The organism is Micromonospora hortensis (genome assembly GCF_022230935.1).
GTDB lineage: Bacteria > Actinomycetota > Actinomycetes > Mycobacteriales > Micromonosporaceae > Micromonospora > Micromonospora hortensis.
This window is the reverse complement of sequence record NZ_JAKKFE010000033.1, coordinates 155,224-169,787: the sequence shown is the minus strand read 5'-3', so window position 1 is coordinate 169,787 and position 14,564 is coordinate 155,224. Positions and strand designations below refer to the sequence as shown.

Below are 14,564 nucleotides of genomic sequence, written 5' to 3'. Positions count from 1 at the left end.
CCTGCTGTGACCGTGGACATCTCGGACCGTACCGGTCCGCGCACCGACAGGTAACCCTCGGCGGTCCTCGCTGGACGTCGAGGCCGGTCACACCCCCAGGAGCGTGGCCACCGCCGCGGCGGTGTCGGGGTGCCCGTTCAGCAGGGCTGACAACGCGGATCGGTCAGTGGGCGGATCGGGCAACGGTTGCCACCCGCCCGGACAGCCGAGCAGCGCCGCGACAGCGTCGACCGCCTCCGGATGGGCGGCGAGCAGCGCGCCGACCGATCGCTGCGGCGCGGCGACGGTGACCGGCCGGGCTGGTGACGAGGGCGCCACCCACGGCGGCACCCAGGAATCCAACTCGGGCAGCGCGGTCGGGAAGGTGCGCCCCGCCTCGCGGACCAGCAGTGGGACCAGCTCCGGCCCCTGATCCCGCAGGGTCGAGATCAGGGTGGGCAGCCAGGGCAGCAGGACCGGGTCGGGCAGCCGGGCGAACGCGTTCGACATCGTCTCGACGACGAACGGCGCCAGCCCGGGCACCGGCTCCAGCGCGTGCACGAAGCCGGCCAGATACTGCGGGAAGGCCGGCAGCACCAGCGGATTGCCCAGCAGTTCGGCGCACCGGGCCCGCAGCTCGGCCAGCGGCAGCAGCCCGAGCTGGTGCTGACCTGCCCAGAGCAGGGCGACCTTCGGCGGCGCGGTCGGGTGCGCCTGTGCCACCGCCAGCTCCAACTGGGACCGGTCGCAACCCAGCGACAGGGCGAGGCCTTCCATGGAGAACAGGAAGCCGAGCATCGCGGCGACCTGCCGGACCTCCGTCTCCTCGGCGGCGATGGCGGTCGGCAGCAGCGTGCAGTAGTGGGCGTATCCGGTGGTCACGAACGCCTCGCACCAGGCCGGCAGGGTCGACGAGGTGGCCCGGTAGTGGGCCAGCAGGCGACGGACGCGGCGCAGGACGTCCGGGGCGTCGTCGACGGTGCGCTCGGCGGCGAGCAGGTCGACCGCCCGGGCACCCAACTCGTCGACCAGTCGCGGGCTGTCGAGCAGCCGGATGGCGTCCTCGACGGCCGTGAGCGCACCGGCGGCGGTGGCGTCGGGGCCGCGGACCGCCCGGCGCAGCCGCTGCTCCAGGACCTGCTCGACGGTCACCCCCTCGTAGCCCAGCTCGATCAGCGCGCGCTGGTTGCGGCCGAGTGCCAGGTCCCAGCTCTCCTGGATCGAGCGGTGCCCGAGCCGACGCTCACCCATGATCGGACGGACCGCGTCCGGGGGCAGCAGGTGCCGAAGGATCCACAGAAGGTCCGAGCAGTGGGCCAGCTCCGGCTGGCCGGCCAGATCCAGCAGCGCCCGCTGGACGGTTCGCTTCTCCAGGGCCAGGCCGAGCGGCTGAAGCCGGTCGAGCACGTCGCGGGCCAACGGCGGAAGGGCGTCGTAGCCGACCTGACCGAGCCGGTCGCCGCCCAGCAGGATCTCGCAGAGCCGCCGGACGTCGCGCCGACCCGGCACCACGTCCTTCTCGATACAGGTGACCGCCGCGTCGGCGAAGTCGTAGGGGGTGGGTCGGGCCCGGTTGCGCAGCCCGGCCAGCAGGACCGAGGTCTCGAAGACGGCGATCGCGTCGGCGGTGCTGGCCAGGTACCCGTTACGCCGGGCCAACCGGACGATGTCGACGCACCAGCCGCGCAGCTCCGCCTCGTCCAGGCCGTTCAGGTCGGGCGGCGCGGCGAGGAAGCCGGTGAGCCGGTCGCTGACCGGCTCGGCGGCGCGGGAAGGTGTCGCTGGGGCCTGACCCCGCCGCCTCCGGGTGGTCGAGGTCCGCTGGCCGTCCAGCCGGTACGGGGACAGCCCGTGCCGGCTCACCGCCTTCGTCCAGGTCGCCGCCGCGATCGAGACAGAGCCGGGCGCCAGGCCGAACTGCGTTTCGATAGCGGAGTGGCTGGACGGGATGAGCCCGTACCGCCAGCGGGTACCGGTGCGTGGGGTGATCTCGAAATCGTCGGCCGTGGAGCCCAACCCGAACTGCTCGACCCGGCTGGCGGCATGGAACGCGCCGCAGACGTAGAGGCAGTCGGTCGGGTCGACGCCGGAGGTGGCCAGGTGCTGACGCATCCGGGTCCACATGTACCGCTCGCGGTCCTCGTCACGGTCCAGTCGGTCGGAGCCGGCCGGGCGTAGCCGCCGGAACAGGCTGCCGATCAGCACCATCACCTGCCGGTAGGTGTCGTGGTCGGCGTCAGCCAGCGGGCGTTCGATGTACTGGTCCCACCACTCCGACCAGTGCCGCACCTTGCCGTGGTGCAGCAGGTACGCCTCCAACTCCGCGAACCGGGGTCGCAGGTCACCGATCTCCACCCCGACGGCGTCGCCGTGCAGCGCGGACTCCTCGCCGGTGTCCGCGGCCGTCCCGACGTCGCCGCCCTCGGCGGCCGGGCCCGCGTCGGAGGTGGGCTGGTCCCTCGGTGACCACTGGAAGACGTGGTCGGTGGAGCGGTCCACCAGCACCAGTTCGACGCCGGGGGTCTCCAGCGCGTACGCGATGGCCTGGTATTCCGCCGACGCCTCGGTCACCGGCGCGACGACGCTGAGCGGCCCCCAGTCGGCGGGGAAGCCGGACAGCTCCGAGGCGAACGCCTGCACCGCCACCGGGAGGCGGCAGTTGCGCAGTTCTCCGAGCAGGGGCTGCAGATCCTCGCACAACTCCAGGTAGATCACCCGGGGCTGCTTGGCCCGCAGCCGGCGCACCATGGCGAGCGCGGAGGCCGGCGAGTGGTGGCAGACCGGGAAGATCTCCAGCCGCTCGCCGAGTGCGCGGTCGACGTCCTCGACCATCCCGGAGAGGATCGCGCCGAGCGCGTCGGGGCTGCCCGCGAATGCCGCGGCCGCGTCGGTGAGCTGCTCGCGCAGCGCGCCGAAGGCACCGGCGACGGTGGGTGCGCTCACGACAGGGACGCGATCGCCTGGCGACCGCCGTCGAGGAAGCCCGCCCACCCGTCGTCGTCCTTGCGCGCCCGCGGCTCGACCACGCCGTGCAGGTACTTGTTGAGGATCGCCAGGTCCTCCGGGCTGCGGCGGGCCAGCGAGCCGACCAGCGACCCGGCGAGGGTCGCGGCGCGCAGTGTGCGGTCGCCGAAGAATTGGCTGTGCAGGATGGCGTCCTCCAGGACACCGATCTGCTCAGCGGTGGACAGCGCCGATTCCAGCTTCTCGTCGTCACTGGTCGCCGAGGCGGCGCCGGCCCGCAGGTCGGCGAAGCTCTGCAACAGGATGTCCAGCAGGGTGGGCGGCACGTCCAGCTCGATGCGGTGCCGGCGCAGCAGCTCCTCGGTGCGGAAGCGGACGATCTCGGCCTCGCTGCGCTTGTTTGTCACCACTGGTATGCGGACGAAGTTGAACCGTCGCTTGAGCGCCGAGGAGAGGTCGTTGACGCCCCGGTCGCGGCTGTTGGCCGTCGCGATGATCGAGAAGCCGGGCTGGGCGAAGACGATGTTGTCCTGGTCCAGTTCGGGGATGGCGACGTACTTCTCGGACAGGATCGAGATCAGCGCGTCCTGGACGTCGCTGGTGGAGCGGGTCAGCTCCTCGAAGCGGCCGACCACGCCGCGCTCCATCGCCGTCATGATCGGTGACGGGATCATCGACTCCCGGGACTGCCCCTTGGCGATCACCATGGACACGTTCCACGAGTACTTGATGTGGTCCTCGGTCGTGCCGGCGGTGCCCTGCACGACCAGGGTCGAGTTGCGGCAGATCGCGGCGGCCAGCAGCTCCGCCAGCCAACTCTTGCCGGTGCCGGGATCGCCGATCAGCAGCAGGCCACGGTCCGAGGCAAGGGTGACGATGGCGCGTTCGACGAAACTGCGGTCGCCGAACCACTTCTGCGGGATCTCCCGGGACAGGCCGTCGGCCCGTTCCGAGCCGAGGACGAACAGCCGGACCATGCGCGGGCTCAGGCGCCACGAGAACGGCTTCGGGCCGGTGTCGACCGACTCGAGGAAATCCAGCTCGTCGGCGTACGTGACCTCGGCGGGGGCGCGCAGCATCTCGGACATGAGGGGTGGGTCTCCTAGGTGAGGAAGTTCTTCAGCTCGACGACGAGCTTGCGGATGTGGCCGGAGATGACCGGGGTGCCCTGCTCTTTGAGGCGCTGCCGAAACCAGGGGTTGACGCTCTGCTGCCCGGAACTGCTGACCGAGCCGACCGGGATGACCCGTGCACCGGAGCGGTGGACGGCCTGCAGACCGTCGAAGACCGCCTGGTTGTTGACCTCGTAGAAGTCGGAGATCCACACCAGCACGGTGTTCTTCGGCTCGGCGATCTTCGGTCGGGCCAGCGCCAGCGCCGCCGTGCCGTCGGTGCCGCCCCCCAACCGGGTACGCAGCAACACCTCGAACGGGTCGTGCACCCACGGGGTGAGATCCAGTGCCCGGGTGTCGTAGGCCACCAGATGCACGTCCACCTTCGGCAGCCCGGCGAAGATCGACGCGAGGATCGTGCAGTTGACCATCGAGTCGACCATGGAGCCGGACTGGTCGACCACGACGATGAGCCGAGCCGGGGTGGTGCGCCGGGCGGTGTGTCGGTAGTAGAGCCTGTCGACGTAGAGTCGCTCGTCCTCCGGGCTCCAGTTGGTCAGGTTCTGCCAGATGGTGCGGTCGAGGTCCAGGTTGCGGAACACCCGCTTGGGTGGCACCGAGCGGTCCAGGGCCCCCACGCTGGTTTGCTGCACCTGCGTCCGGAGCGCTTCGGCGACCTCGTCGACGAAGCGCCGGATCAGCGCCTTGGCGTTGGCCAGGGCCACCCCGGAAAGGTTGGACTTGTCGCGCAGCAGTTGCTCGATCAGTGACATGCTCGGCGTCAGCCTGTTGGCCAGCGTCGGGTTCGCCAACACCTCCCGCAGGTGCATCCGCCGGACCAGGTCGCCCTCCAGCCCTCCCAGGGTGGCAGCCAGTTCGCCGCCCTGGCGGCGTAGGTCACCGGGCTCGCCCCCGAGAGCCTGCTCGAACCAGCCGGCGTCGGACTGCCAACGGGCCAGTTGGGTGGCGCTGACCGGACCGGAGCCGGTGGCGAACACGTTGAGCAGCACCTTCGACACCAGCGCGGCCCGGCGCACCTCGGCCGCACCGGGACGGTAGGCCGTGTCGTCGTCGTCCGTCCGGGCGTCGTCCGGCCCGTCGTCGTCGGGGGTGAGCAGCCCGCGTAGCTCGGCGGTGAGCGCCGGGAAGCGTTGCACGATGGTGTCCACCGAGACCGCCGGGTCCAGCAGTGCGGCTGGCAGATCGAGGTCGTCGACGACGGCCATGCTCGCCGACTCCAGGCTGGGTTGCTCGTCGCTGTCGAACAGGCGGGACAGCAATCGCCAGTAGAGGACCTGGCGGCGATTGGCGTCAGCGAGCCCGCCGGTGGGGATGGGCGCGTTCATCGGCGCAGCAACCGTCCCGCGCGCTCGCGCAGCACGGCCACGGCGTCGCCCGTTCGGGCCTCCTCCTTGGCGATCTTCGGATCCGTGACGCCGCACGCCCAGTCGCCGTTGTGCGCCTGCACGGCCCGCCGCTTCACAGTGGCGGACACCGCCAACGGCTGGAGCTGCCACTGACCGTCGTCCCAGCGCAGCAGACCCAGCAGGGCCGACGCGGCACCGAGCAGGTCGGCGTTGAGCGGACCGGCGGCCGGCAGTCGGTCGACGGCCAGCGAAATCCGTTCGCCGTCCACCTCGACGGCGAGCCCGCCGTCGTCGTCGCGCACCGGGGTGCCCTCGATGAGGACCGGCTCGGCGATGCCCGCCGGGTGGCGATCCAGCGGAGCGGTCGCTGCCGCACTCGCCGCGGGCAACACCACCCGGGCGGTGGCAAACGGGTCGGCAGGCTCGTCGAGCCGGACCCGATCGTCGGCCCAGCCCAGGTCGCCGCCGTGCAGCGGCAGGTCGGTAATGGTCAGTGCCCGCCGCTCGGCCAACGCGGTGAGTAGCGACGGGTGCCCCGAGAGCAGTCGCCAGACCGCCGGACCGATGATGGTGTCCACCTTCGCGGCGGCGACCGCGGTGCGCACCAGCCGCGTCGGTCCGTCGCCTGCCGGTTCCAGGATGGCGTGCAACTGGACCTGCACGGCCGTGTCGTGGGTGTGCACGTCCACACCGAGCGGCAGCAGCCGCCCGGACACCAGTGGCGCTTCCCCGGGCGGCGGCACGCCCTCGGTGAGCAGCACGCCCCGAGCCCAGAGATCGGCCCACCGACGGGCCGGCACCTCGGTCATGGTGGCGATCGGCACGCAGGCCCGCAGCTCCGCGGCGAAACCGTCGAGCAGTACCGCGATCCGGCGAAGCTCCGGAACGGCCAGGGTCGCCTCGATCACCGTGGCGGCGGCGGAGAGTAGCTCGTCGTCGACGCCGTGCCAGCCAGTGACCGCCACCTCGTGCCACCACGCCCGCGCACCGGCCAGGGCGGACGGGGTCTCGGCGGGCCTGATGCCCGGCGCCGTCCATGGTGAGCGGGCCCGGCCCAGCGCGGTGTCGAGCTGCCCGAGCAGGGCGTCGTGCGCAGCGCCGAGCAACGCCGAACGCGCCCCGGCGAGCGCGGCGATGTGCTCCGGGGTGACCGACCCGGCGATGACCGCGTCGACCGCGGCGGCCACCGGGTCGACGAGCGGGGTGCCGGCCAGCGCGCTGGCGAACGCGGCCAGCGCCGTCGCACCCCGTTCGCCGACTCGGCCAAAGCCGCCCGCGAGAGCGTCGTCGAAACCGGCTACCACCTCGAGCGTGTCGACCAACCCGGCCGGAACCTCGCGCAGCCGTGCGACCTGAACGCCGCGCATCAGCGGCCCGCCCCGGTGGCCGGGAACCAGTGCAGCTCGGGCAGGGTGGCCGTACTCCCCGGCAGCTCCAGATAGGACAGGTGACGCAGGAAGCGACTGAACACCACCGCCGCCGAGGCCGGCTCGGGCTGGCCGTTCAACCGGGCCAGCAGGTCAGCGCCGCCGGACACCCCGCCGCCGACGTCGACCCGGAGGTAACGGGCGACCCGGTCGACGCCGTATTGGAGCAGAGCCTCATCGGTGAGCGCCTGCAGGTGCTTGCACGGGGCGCCGCGCAGACCGCCGCAGGGCCGGTTGTTGTTGGTGCTGCACTGGTAGGCGTGGGTGCCGGCGGCGACCGACGAGACGTAGACCCGCTCGACGTCCGACCCGCTGGAGACAACGCCCTGCAACCGCCCGTCGGCCAGCTCGACAAAGGGCACCTTGGTCAGCTTGCGAGGCCGGGCGGGTGGCACCACCGCCAGCACGCTGCGCCGTCGCCATCCGGCGCCGTCGGCGTCCGTCACGTCACGCCCTCCCACCATCGAATCCCCAGGGTGATGCGCATGTCGGCCCCTCCCGGCGCCGCTGCGACGACACGATCATGGACCACGGGTACGACAGCTTCGGTCAGTCGGCCGTCGCCCCGGGGGTGGTGTGCCGGCGGGTGCCAGCGGCCACCCCCAGCGCCAGCAGCACACACACCGCGCCGACCAGGAAGAGCAGCGACGCCGCCGGCTGGCCCAGCCACTCCCAGTACGGGTGCCAGGCCGGGTGTGGCTCGCCGAGGTGGTGGTGCAGCAGCTGTGGTGCGGCCAGCGGCACCGGCAGCCACCACAGCACAGTGGCCACACCGATGAGGCCGTTCACAGTGCCACGGCTACGGCGGCCCTCGGTGCGTCGGGTGACCCAGCCGAAGACCAGCCAACCGGCCACCGCGCCCAGTACCGTGCCGAGCACTCCGGCGGGGACCACGAGGGGCGGTGGCGCGCGGTGCAGCTCGACCGAGAGGTAACTGGCGTCGACGGCTGTCTGCGAGGAGATCGAGGCGTTCAGGATGGTGTCGCCACGTCGGGCGGTCAGCGCGCCGAGTGCGCCGGCGCCGGTGGCGCTCTCCTGATACTCGCCGCCGTCACCGAACACCAGGGTCCGCACGGTCCCCAGGCGCAGCGCGTGCCCGTAGACGACGAAGAGCGCCGGCGGGGTGTCGATCTCGCCGAGGTCGTGGCCGGGAAAGACGTCGGTGAGGATGACGGCGGCCTCGGCCCGGTCGGGTTGCGGTCGGGACGTCTCCCAGGCGGCCCGGCTGGCCAGCGCGCCGGTGAAGAGGCCGCAGACGAGCGCGGCGAGCGGCACCCACGCGACGGCGGCGCCACCGGCCGGGCGGCCGAGGCGGCGCAGCAACCGCCGTCCGAACCCTGTGGCCGGCGCGGTGTCGCTCACGGACATGGCCACCCTCCGGCGTGAAGATCAGGCGGAGCGACAGTACATCGACCAGGGAACCCGGCGCGTCCCCCCGATGACCGTCGGCCGTGGCCGGGATCGGCCAGGATGGGCGGGTGGCCGGTCACGGCCACGACGAGGAGGGTGGGCGATGCGGGTACGTGGACGGTTGACCTGGGGGCGGCGCGCTCGTGCGGGGGCGGTGGTGACCGCGATGCTCGCGGGCGTGCTGCCGCCGGCCGTGGTGCTGGCGCCGGGCGCTGCCACGGCGGCCGCCGCGCCGGCGGGGACGCCGGTCTGCCAGGTGCGCGACGACCGGCTGCGCGAGATCTCCGGGATGGTCGCCACCGACGACGGGTACGTGGTGATCAACGACGGGGCCGACGACGAGGCCCGCCGCCGGATCTTCTTCCTCGACCAGCGCTGCGCTGTGGTGCGCGCCGTCTCCTTCCCCTCCCGGCCCCGCGACACCGAGGACCTCGCCATCGGCCGGGACGGCACCGTCTGGGTCGCCGACATCGGCGACAACGACCGCTCCCGGTCGACCGTCGGCGTATGGCGGCTCGGGCCGGGGGCGAAGCAGCCGGTGCTGCACCGGATGACCTACCCGGACCGTCCGCACGACGCCGAGGCGCTGCTGCTCGACGCGTCCGGTCGGCCGCTGATCGTCACCAAGGGCGGTAGTGGCACTGTCTTCCTGTACGCGCCGGCCACCGCGCTGCGGCCGGACGCGTCGACACCGCTGACCGCGCTCGGCCAGGTGACAGTGCCGTCGACCACGACCAGCAACCCGTTCTCGTTCCTGGGGCGCGGGGTGATCACCGGCGCGGCGAGCGCACCGGACGGACGGCGGGTGGTGCTGCGCAGCTACGCCGACGCCTTCGAGTACGACGTGCCCGACGGCGACGTGGTCCGCGCGTTGACCACCGGCACCCCGCGGATCACCCCGTTGCCGGACGAGCCCCAGGGCGAGTCGATCACCTACAGTCGCGACGGCCGGTCGCTGCTCACCGTCTCCGAGTCCGCCGGTCAACCAGCCGGCACCCGCTCGACGATCCTGCGCTACCCGGCCACGGCCACGACACTCAGCGCAGCGCCCTCCACGGAGTCCGTCGGCCCGCTGTCGCCCACCGCGGTCCGTCCGGCCGCCGGAGAGGTCGGCGGTGGAGAGGGCGGGCGGACCTGGCCGCTGGCGCTCGGCGCGGGAACGGTGCTGGTCCTGCTCGGGTTGGCCGGCCTGCTGCGGTGGAGGCACACCGCGCGCCGGTGAGCGGACCGGCCCTGCGGCAGGATGGGGGGATGTCCGTCCTGTCCACGTTGCGCCACCCGATCGTCGCCGCCCCGATGGCTGGTGGCCCGTCCACGCCCGCGCTGGTGACCGCCGTGTCCGCCGCGGGTGGGCTGGGCTTCCTCGCCGCTGGGATGATCGACACCGGCCGGCTGGTCGCCGACGTCGCCGAGGTCCGCGCGCGTACCGATCGGCCGTTCGGTGTGAACCTCTTCCTGCCCGACCCCGGCGGCGTCGACGAGGCCGCCGTCCGGGCGTACGCGCAACGGCTCGCCCCGCAGGCCGCGCAACGCGGCGTGAGCCTGGGCGAGCCCGTGGGCGGCGACGACGCGTACCCGGAGAAGCTGGCCGCGCTGCTCGCGGACCCGGTCCCGGTCGTGTCCTTCGTGTTCGGGCTGCCCGACCGGGCGGCGGTGACCGCGCTGCGCGAGCGGGGCACCGAGGTGTGGGCCACAGTCACCCGCCCGGACGCCGCGAGCGCCGCTGCCGACCTGGGTGTGGACGCGGTGGTGGTGCAGGGCACCGAGGCCGGTGGGCATCGCGGCGGCCTGCCGGACGACGACGACTACGGGTTGCTGCCGCTGCTCCGGCTGGCCGCCGCCCGCTGTGACCGGCCACTGGTGGCCGCGGGTGGCCTCGTCGACGGCCCCTCGGTGGCCGCCGCGCTGGCTGCCGGCGCCGCCGCCGCGCAACTCGGCACGGCCTTCCTGCGCTGCCCGGAGGCCGGCAGTTCGCCGATGCACCGGGCCGCGGTGGCCAGTGCCGCGCCGACCGCGTTGACCCGGGCGTTCACCGGTAAGCGGGCCCGTGGCGTGGCCAACGACTTCCTGCGCGAGCACGACTCGGTGGCACCGAGCGGTTACCCCCAGGTGCTGCACCTGACACGTCCCCTGCTCGCCGCCGCCCGGCGCGACGCTGACGCATCGGTGGCCAATCTGTGGGCCGGGCAGGCGCATCCGCTGGCCCGGGACGTTCCGGCTTCGCAGGTGGTCGCCGAGGTCAGCGCCGACGCCCGGGCCGCGCTGGCCACAGTGGTCGAGCGGTCCAGCCGCTGGGGCTGACCAGGACGCCGGCCAGCGGCTCGGGCGGGCGGGACAGGCCGGGCCGGCCACCCGTTAGAGTCTCGCCGTGATCGAGATCGGTGCGCAGGTCGAGCTGTCCCACCCGGCTGAGCGGGTCTGGCGCGCCCTGACCGATCGGGAGTTGCTCGGCCGGTGGTTCGCCGAGGCCGAGATGGTCGAGGGCGTACCGGACCGGATGCTGCTGCACACCGCCGGCCTGCCCGGCTTCGAGGCCAACGTCGAGGTCGAGGTGACCGAGCGGCAGGAGCCGGACCTGCTCGTGCTGGCCTGCGACGAGGCCGGCCGGCTCAGCGAGCTGACCTGCGCGGTCACGACCACGAAGCAGGGCTGCCGACTGGAGCTACGGGAGGTCAGCACGCACGGCGCGTGGTCCGCCGAGCAGCACGAGCCGCGCGAGCAACAGCTCCGCCAGGCGCTGACGGTACGGCTGCCGGCCATCCTCGACTGGCTCGCCTTCCAACAGGTCGACCTGCGCGGGGCCGACGGTGGGATGACCGCGGAACTGCCGCTGATCGGCGTACGCGGCAGGGCCGGCCGCAACCCCCGTCGGCGTCGCACGCTCGTCGCCGTTGTCGCGGGTGCCGTGCTGGTGGCGGGGACGACGGCATGGGTGACGTTGCCGCCCGACCCGAAGCCGGCCGCCGCGCCCGCCCCGACCGCGACCGCGTCGCCTACCGTGACGGCCGGCCCAGTGACAGTCGCCCCCACGGCGACCCCCTCGGCGCGCCCCTCCCGGACCACAGCCTCGGCGACCACCTCGCCGAGTCGGACCCCGTCGGCGAAGCCCTCGCGGACACCCGCGTCGGCCGCGCCACCTCCACCTCCACCACCGGCGCCCGTCACCGCCCGATACGAGACCGACTCCGACCGGCTGTTCGGCTACACCGGCGAGATCGTGGTCCGCAACCCCGGCGGCGCCCCGGTGGCGGACTGGGCAGTGGTCGTCACCCTCGCCGAAGGCACCACGGTCGACGACGTCGACGGCGCGAACTGGCGACAGGACAAACAGGTGATCACCTTCACCGGAGCCGCCGTGGCGGCCGGGGGATCCCAGACGATCAGCTTCGACGTCCGCGACAGCCGGCCCAACGCCCGGGAGCCGGAGAGCTGCACGATCGGCGGGCAACAGTGTGCGGGCCTCTGACTAGGCTGCCGTCATGGCACTGCTGCACAGGGCGACCCTGCACCCCACGAAGTTGGACCTGCTGACGGCCTGGCTGCCCGGCCGGCAGTGGTTCGCCGGACCGACCGGCGTCGAGGTGGTGAGCCGGGGCGCCTACCGCTTCGACGACCCGGCCGGCGAGGTCGGCATCGAGACGATGCTGGTTGGCGCCGCCGACGGGCCGGTCCACCATGTTCCGCTCACCTACCGCGCCGCGCCCCTCGACGGCGCGGACGGCTGGCTGGTCGGCACCACCGAGCATTCGGTGCTCGGCCGGCGCTGGGTGTACGACGGCTGCGTCGACCCGGTGTACGCGGCCGCGCTCGCCCACGCGATCCTCACCGGCAGCGGCCAGGCGGAGCAGTACTTCGAGGTCGACGGCCGGCGTGAGGTGCGTGAGCCGACGGTGACCGTCGTCGTCGACGGGCCCGCCGACGCCCAGGTGCCGGCCGTCGGCGCGGTGCGACGGGTGGTCGACGAGGACCGCACGCTCATCGACACCGACACCGTCGAGCTGGTGGTCGTGCGCCGGCCGGGGGCCGGGGCCGACGGGCCGGCCAGGGGCACGCTGGGCGGCAGATGGCACGGTCAGTCCTCGACCGTGCCGCTGGCGTACGTCAGGACGCGCTGATCTGTGTGCGGTGGGCGGCCCGAGCGATCGGGCCGCCCACCGCTGTCACCACTGCGCGGGAGGCGGGGGCGGCGACACGGGCGGCCGGTCGTCGCAGGTGATGGTGTTGGGCAGCAGCCACGGCGCGAGCCACCCGCCGTCGTTGCCGCCGAGGTCGGTCAGAGTGAACTCGGAACCGGCCGGGGTGAAGTGGAACGATCCGCAGTTGTTGACGCCGACCGCCCCGACGTTGCGGGCGTCCACGTTGGCGAACGAGGCGGACCCGGCGGCGCGGGCGCTGACCACCGAGGTGCCGGTGCCGTCGACCCGGACGTCCCGGAAGCGCGCATCGGAGATCGAGTAGAGATCCTTCACCGGCCAGTCGCTGACCAGCATGATCGCGTTGTACGTGTTGTCCAAGTACGCGTCGCCGGTCACCTCGATGGGCGCCTCGATGCTGCGATCCAGGGCGAAGACCCAGATCGCGCCCAGCCCGATGTTCCAGTTCAGCTCGTACGTGCCGGCGCGGGCGGTGGTGTTGTTGGTGAAGCGCAGGTGCCCGGTGAACGGCTCCGCGCCGAAGCGGGCCCCGGCGTGCAGGCCGCTGCCCTCGCGTACCGGGTCGGCGACCAGGTTGTGCGAGACGGTGGTGTCGGTGCCGCCGTAGATGGCGATGCCGTTGGCCAGGGTCGGTGACTGCACGGTGTTGTGGTCGAACGTGTTCCGCGCGTTGGCCGTCTTCTCCGACCACATCGCCAGGCCGTCGTCGCCGGTGTTGCGGACGAAGTTGTGCGCGACCAGCGAGTCGGTCACGCCGGTGTGGAAGTTGAGCGCGTCGGCGATCTGGTCGACGATGATGTTGTTGGTGACCCGGACGTTGCGCATCGGGCCGTCGAACCACAGGCCCGCCTTGGTGTGGTGCAGGTAGAGCCCGTCGATGGTGGAGTCGCTCATCGCCCCACCGATCGCGTTGACCTGGTCGGTGTCGATGCGCTCCCGCACGTCGCCCTCGATGGCGAAGCCGGAGAGGTGCACGTTACGGCTGCCGCCGTCGGCGGCGTCCCGCCCGTAGAACCCGACCCCGGTGTGCACCGAGCCGTCCGGTGCGGGGGTCGGCAGGGCGACCTCGCGGCCCTTGATGGTGGTGTGCCAGTTGCCGGCGCCCTCGATGGTCACGTCGTCGACGATGATGTGCCTGTTGACCTGGTAGGTGCCCGGCGGGATGTACACCTTGAGGTGGGCGCGCCGGGCGAAGGTGATGGCCCGGTCCAGCGCGTCGGCGGAGTCCCGCCGGCCGGTGGGGTCGGCGCCGAAGGCGAGCACGTTCGCGGCGAGCAGCCGGACGTGCGGCGGCGCTACCAACTCGGAGTCGAGCAGGTCGATGACGGTCCAGGCGGCGGCGCTACCGGGCGGCGCGGTGAGCCGGACCTTGTCGCCGGCCCGGTAGGTACGTCCGAGCAGCAGCCGCTGCTCGTCGTAGAAGTGGGTGGGCCGGAACGGCTTGTCGATGCTCGGGTACGGCGTGGTGGCCGACGGCACGCACTGGCACTCGGTGATCCACCAGTCCGGGTGCAGCAGCCCGGCCTGCGGGTCGTTGGTGAACGGGTACTGGTTGTAGAGCCACGAGTACTGCGAGGTGAGCGTCATGGTGCGCAGGTGCTTGCCGTTGACGGCGACCTTCAGCGGGGCGGTGATCCCACCGCCCTGCGGCGCGTCCGGGATGCTGTACCGCACGGTGATCCCGTTCGCCGCGCTGGGCAGGACGAACTCCACGTACTCGCCGGGGGTGAGCCGGACCGCCCGGCGGCCGGAAGCTTCCGCGGGCAGCGTGTAGGCGGTCCGGTCGGGTCCGATGATCTCGCCGTTGGTGCGGGCGTTCTCCGCTTCCTGCTCGAGGAAGTCGACGTCCGCGCCGCGTCCGGCGACCAGCGCCGGATCGAGTGCGGCCCGGGTGACCACCGGCTGCGCGCCGGCGGACGCGGGTGGACTGGCGGCGGCCGCGGTGGGCCCGGCGACCAGCACGGCGAGACCGGCCGCGAGCGCGACGGCGGTGCCGCTGGGCCGGCCGGGGCGTCCCCGCGCCGGCGTGAGGCTGCGAAACATCGGTGACCCTCCTGGGTGGGTGGTGGTGGAGGTCCGCCCGGCGTTCCCCCCAACGCCCGACATTGATCGCCATGATGCAGCACCGGACAGGGCACTGCAAGACACCTA

General features: G+C 72.9%; 11 protein-coding genes. 4 read left to right on the top strand and 7 right to left on the bottom strand.

The window, feature by feature from the left end; translation table 11 throughout:
* Positions 1-87: 87 nt before the first annotated feature.
* From NIE111_RS22970 to NIE111_RS22945, 6 genes are all read right to left on the bottom strand, one after another.
* Entirely contained in the window at positions 88-2,922 is a 2,835-nt protein-coding gene (locus tag NIE111_RS22970) for a DUF5682 family protein (RefSeq protein WP_238686342.1), read from the bottom strand.
* Positions 2,919-4,031, bottom strand: coding sequence for an ATP-binding protein (locus tag NIE111_RS22965; protein ID WP_091401268.1), 1,113 nt, complete (start codon positions 4,029-4,031; stop codon positions 2,919-2,921). Before NIE111_RS22965 ends, NIE111_RS22970 begins: the two co-directional genes overlap by 4 nt.
* A 14-nt stretch (positions 4,032-4,045) precedes the next feature.
* Positions 4,046-5,401: a VWA domain-containing protein gene (locus NIE111_RS22960; protein WP_238686341.1), complete on the bottom strand. Its 1,356-nt coding sequence runs from the start codon at positions 5,399-5,401 to the stop codon at positions 4,046-4,048.
* A complete protein-coding gene (locus NIE111_RS22955; RefSeq protein ID WP_238686340.1) occupies positions 5,398-6,789 on the bottom strand; it encodes a hypothetical protein in 1,392 nt (463 codons plus the stop codon). Before NIE111_RS22955 ends, NIE111_RS22960 begins: the two co-directional genes overlap by 4 nt.
* Positions 6,789-7,256 carry a hypothetical protein gene (locus tag NIE111_RS22950; protein WP_238686607.1) on the bottom strand — a complete coding sequence of 156 codons (468 nt, stop codon included), beginning with the start codon at positions 7,254-7,256 and terminating at the stop codon, positions 6,789-6,791. Before NIE111_RS22950 ends, NIE111_RS22955 begins: the two co-directional genes overlap by 1 nt.
* A 142-nt stretch (positions 7,257-7,398) precedes the next feature.
* Positions 7,399-8,217 (bottom strand): hypothetical protein, encoded by an 819-nt coding sequence (locus tag NIE111_RS22945; protein ID WP_238686339.1) that lies wholly within the window; start codon positions 8,215-8,217, stop codon positions 7,399-7,401.
* 145 nt (positions 8,218-8,362) lie between these two features.
* On the opposite strand from NIE111_RS22945, the gene NIE111_RS22940 reads away from it, so the two are divergent.
* The 4 genes from NIE111_RS22940 (at position 8,363) to NIE111_RS22925 (ending at position 12,374) form a co-directional block, all read left to right on the top strand.
* Positions 8,363-9,481, top strand: a complete 1,119-nt coding sequence (locus tag NIE111_RS22940) for an SdiA-regulated/phytase-like domain-containing protein (protein ID WP_238686338.1) — start codon at positions 8,363-8,365, stop codon at positions 9,479-9,481.
* 29 nt (positions 9,482-9,510) lie between these two features.
* Entirely contained in the window at positions 9,511-10,560 is a 1,050-nt protein-coding gene (locus tag NIE111_RS22935; protein ID WP_238686337.1) for a nitronate monooxygenase, read from the top strand.
* Positions 10,561-10,627: 67 nt separating this feature from the next.
* Positions 10,628-11,725: an SRPBCC domain-containing protein gene (locus NIE111_RS22930; RefSeq protein WP_238686336.1), complete on the top strand. Its 1,098-nt coding sequence runs from the start codon at positions 10,628-10,630 to the stop codon at positions 11,723-11,725.
* A 13-nt stretch (positions 11,726-11,738) separates the two neighbouring features.
* Positions 11,739-12,374, top strand: a complete 636-nt coding sequence (locus NIE111_RS22925; RefSeq protein ID WP_238686335.1) for a CG0192-related protein — start codon at positions 11,739-11,741, stop codon at positions 12,372-12,374.
* A gap of 45 nt (positions 12,375-12,419) precedes the next feature.
* Here the strand turns inward: NIE111_RS22925 and NIE111_RS22920 are convergent, their stop codons facing one another.
* On the bottom strand, positions 12,420-14,456 hold the full coding sequence (locus tag NIE111_RS22920; RefSeq protein WP_238686334.1) for a glycosyl hydrolase family 28-related protein: 2,037 nt from the start codon (positions 14,454-14,456) through the stop codon (positions 12,420-12,422).
* Positions 14,457-14,564: the final 108 nt, after the last annotated feature.

Bases quoted from the DNA above. Each gene is read 5' to 3' on its own strand.
- NIE111_RS22965 (WP_091401268.1), bottom strand. From the start codon at position 4,031: ATGTCCGAGATGCTGCGCGCCCCCGCCGAGGTCACGTACGCCGACGAG.
- NIE111_RS22960 (WP_238686341.1), bottom strand. From the start codon at position 5,401: ATGAACGCGCCCATCCCCACCGGCGGGCTCGCTGACGCCAATCGCCGC.
- NIE111_RS22955 (WP_238686340.1), bottom strand. From the start codon at position 6,789: ATGCGCGGCGTTCAGGTCGCACGGCTGCGCGAGGTTCCGGCCGGGTTG.
- NIE111_RS22945 (WP_238686339.1), bottom strand. From the start codon at position 8,217: ATGTCCGTGAGCGACACCGCGCCGGCCACAGGGTTCGGACGGCGGTTG.
- NIE111_RS22940 (WP_238686338.1), top strand. From the start codon at position 8,363: ATGCGGGTACGTGGACGGTTGACCTGGGGGCGGCGCGCTCGTGCGGGG.
- NIE111_RS22935 (WP_238686337.1), top strand. From the start codon at position 9,511: ATGTCCGTCCTGTCCACGTTGCGCCACCCGATCGTCGCCGCCCCGATG.
- NIE111_RS22925 (WP_238686335.1), top strand. From the start codon at position 11,739: ATGGCACTGCTGCACAGGGCGACCCTGCACCCCACGAAGTTGGACCTG.
- NIE111_RS22920 (WP_238686334.1), bottom strand. From the start codon at position 14,456: ATGTTTCGCAGCCTCACGCCGGCGCGGGGACGCCCCGGCCGGCCCAGC.